The sequence below is a fragment of the Reyranella soli genome, from assembly GCF_007992495.1.
Taxonomy (GTDB): Bacteria; Pseudomonadota; Alphaproteobacteria; order Reyranellales; family Reyranellaceae; genus Reyranella; species Reyranella soli.
Window position 1 is genome coordinate 1 of sequence record NZ_BKAJ01000327.1, and the last position, 2,744, is coordinate 2,744.

Annotated in this window: 3 protein-coding genes and 1 pseudogene; 1 reads left to right on the forward strand and 3 read right to left on the reverse strand. The window is 60.5% G+C overall.

Going from position 1 to position 2,744, the window contains the following annotated elements:
• The 3 genes from RSO01_RS46430 to RSO01_RS46440 all read right to left on the reverse strand — a co-directional run.
• Positions 1–219 (reverse strand): Ku protein (locus RSO01_RS46430; RefSeq protein ID WP_308933125.1); only part of this gene is annotated, 219 nt, incomplete at its 3' end.
• Positions 220–917: 698 nt separating this feature from the next.
• Positions 918–1,346: a hypothetical protein gene (locus RSO01_RS46435; protein ID WP_170303898.1), complete on the reverse strand. Its 429-nt coding sequence runs from the start codon at positions 1,344–1,346 to the stop codon at positions 918–920.
• 25 nt (positions 1,347–1,371) lie between these two features.
• Complete coding sequence (locus RSO01_RS46440) at positions 1,372–1,698, reverse strand: tripartite tricarboxylate transporter substrate-binding protein (RefSeq protein WP_246159264.1); 327 nt, start codon at positions 1,696–1,698, stop codon at positions 1,372–1,374.
• A gap of 300 nt (positions 1,699–1,998) precedes the next feature.
• On the opposite strand from RSO01_RS46440, the pseudogene RSO01_RS46445 reads away from it, so the two are divergent.
• Positions 1,999–2,744 (forward strand): annotated as a pseudogene (locus RSO01_RS46445) (winged helix-turn-helix domain-containing protein); the annotation flags it as partial.

The window sequence follows — 2,744 nt, forward strand, 5'->3', positions numbered from 1 at the left end:
CTCGTTCTTGGCGAATTGATAGCCCTTCACCAGCGCGCTCCGAGACACGTCTTCGGCGGTGCCGGCATCGACGGTTTTCATCTTAATGCGGTTATTGGTCTGCGGATTGATCAGGTGGATGCGAACGGTTTCCGCTTCGGATGTCGCCGAGAACAGGACGACAGGACAAGTTACCAGAGAAAGGCGTAAAAGCCCTTCCCACGACGGACGCGCGGCCACCCCTCTCGTGGACCCCTCCACACTAGGAGTAACACTGCAAAACCCGCTACGTTGCTCCTGGCCTGGGTTCAAGCCCTAGCGACGAGTTCCTGATTCGCCCTCGTAGATCTAGTGCTTCTGGGCATACTCGGCCTAGGATCGGCTTTATCGGGCGAGGCCCGGCGCCTGGTTGTTCGGCCACTTTCAATTTAGGGCCAAGGGTGAAGCAACCTGCATCGACGCTTGGTTTCCGAATAGGGTAGTACCTTTGGGTAATGAAAACTTCCTCCTGCTGCCGTTTTCGGAGTAGCGCTGTTTGTTAAAATCTGCGGACCAACGAGGATTTAACAATAAAGCCGCCGTAACGTGGGAGGGAGCCGATGGCAATGAGACCGATACACCCGCATCTGCAAATACGGATGATCGGCCGCGCTGCTGGCGTTGCGGCAATCGCGATTTCACGCTCATGTACGAAAGGCCGCACCCGCAGTTTGGCAGCCTTGGAATGACGCAGTGGTGGCTCCGCTGCACGGATACTTCATGCGCGAAGCTCACGCTCGATGGATGATCATTTGTAAGTAGTGCTTGCGAGCATGCCGGCCTGAACTCGTCATCGCGGTACTCAAGTTTGAGTTCGGGCGGTGGCCGCTTCGCTAGGGAGATGCGCCGTAGCCCGCGACCAAACGGGCGGATCTCGCGGGCTATGGAGGTCACTGATTCTACTCGGCTGCCTGCAATTCCACGTCGCCGATCAGGTCAGACTGGACAGCGTCTAGGCCATCCGCACGTTCAACAACAAACGCGAGCCAGGAATCCCACGCCGAGCGCCCAACGACGCGGCCATCACCGAATGGCTCAGGGTTGATGAAACGCACCCGCCTCATCGCTCTAACATCCTCACTCACGGCTTTGGCGAGCGCGCTTTCGTAGAAGTCGCCGAGCGACCAACCATCCTCGTCACCCGTCACCAACTCGAGAAAGCGGGCTCTTGCGCTGACGCACTCGGGCCCCGACGCGCGGGCGCGGCTGGCGAACTTTTCGAGCAGCCAGCAGACGCCGATTACTATGTCACCGGCAGTCCCGTCCTCGTCCTCACTGGTCAGTTCTCGCAGACGCTGCCGTTTCACGATCACTTCGTCGAACTGCATTTTCATGGCTTCCTCTGTGACAACCTCAATCCGGCTTGATACCGGCGCTGCGGATCACCTTCGCCCACCGGTGGGTTTCCTCGGCAACGAGCGCGCCGAAGTCAGCGGGCAAGCCCACAAGCGGGTTGCCGCCCAACTCCGCTAGTCGCGCTCTGATCCTCGGGTCGACGAGCCCTGCATTGATCTCGGCGTTGAGCTTCTCGACGATCGCAACCGGCGTGTTTTTGGGGACGCCAATGCCGACCCAGCCACTCGACTCGTAGCCCGGCACGGCCTCGCCCACAGCCCCCGCACCCGGCCGGTTCTCGACTACAAAGGGCTGGCCGAGGCGCTCCGAGAGCCACTGCCCCATGAGCCGCGCGCTAATGTCGGCGGCGCCACCGGACGCTTGGGGTACAACCAGGCGTACTGGCCGCTCGGGATACGTTGTCGCCGCTGCGACACGCGACATGGAGGGGAGCGCAGCGCCAACCAAGGCTAACTTTAGGAAGCGACGGCGCGGAGATTTCATGACGCTTCCTCCCGGCGATTTTCTCGACCACCAGGACGGTGACACGACGATTGCTCCCGCGCCTCACAACCGGCATACATTTTCCTTACCGGCTTCTTAAATTATCGCCGGCAAGGGCCGGTGCGCTGGAAGAGGGGCAGCTTGCTCTATCTGTTTGAAAATTTCGCGCTGGATACAGACCGGCGTGAGTTGCGTCGCGGGAGCGTGCTTATTCCCCTCACGCCCCAAGTGTTCGATCTGCTCGCCTATATCATCAGGAATCGCGAAACGGTGGTGAGCAAGGATGCCCTGATTGCCGCAATCTGGAACGGCCGCATCGTCTCGGAGTCGGCGCTGACCACCCGCATAAACGCCGTCCGAATGGCCATCGGCGACAGCGGCGAGCAGCAGCGCCTCATCAGGACCTTTCCGCGCAAAGGCATTCGCTTGTGGGCAGCGTGCGTGAGACAGCGGCCTCGAGGACGATCACCTCAAGTCACACTACAGGAGGCCCCAACCTCTGCCTGCCGGACAAGCCTTCGATCGCGGTTCTTCCTTTCGCCAACCTCAGCGATGGCGCCCTGCAGGAGTACTTTACCGATGGCGTGGTGGACGACATCATCACCGAACTGTCTCGCTTCTCCGAACTGTTCGTCATCGCGCGAAACTCGAGCTTCACCTACAAGGCGCGGCCGGTCGATGCCCGCGATGTCGGACGCGACCTCGGGGTTCGCTATGTCCTGGAAGGCAGCATCCGCAAGGTTGAAAATCGTGTGCGCATGACGGGACAGCTCATCGATGCCGCGAGTGGAGCCTGTATCTGGGCAGACCGCTTCGAAAGCGCGCTCGATGACATCTTCGCACTCCAGGATCGGTTGGCCGAGAGTGTGGTGGGAGCCATTGCCCTC

Bases quoted from the DNA above. Each gene is read 5' to 3' on its own strand.
- RSO01_RS46435 (WP_170303898.1), bottom strand. From the start codon at position 1,346: ATGCAGTTCGACGAAGTGATCGTGAAACGGCAGCGTCTGCGAGAACTG.
- RSO01_RS46440 (WP_246159264.1), bottom strand. From the start codon at position 1,698: ATGGGGCAGTGGCTCTCGGAGCGCCTCGGCCAGCCCTTTGTAGTCGAG.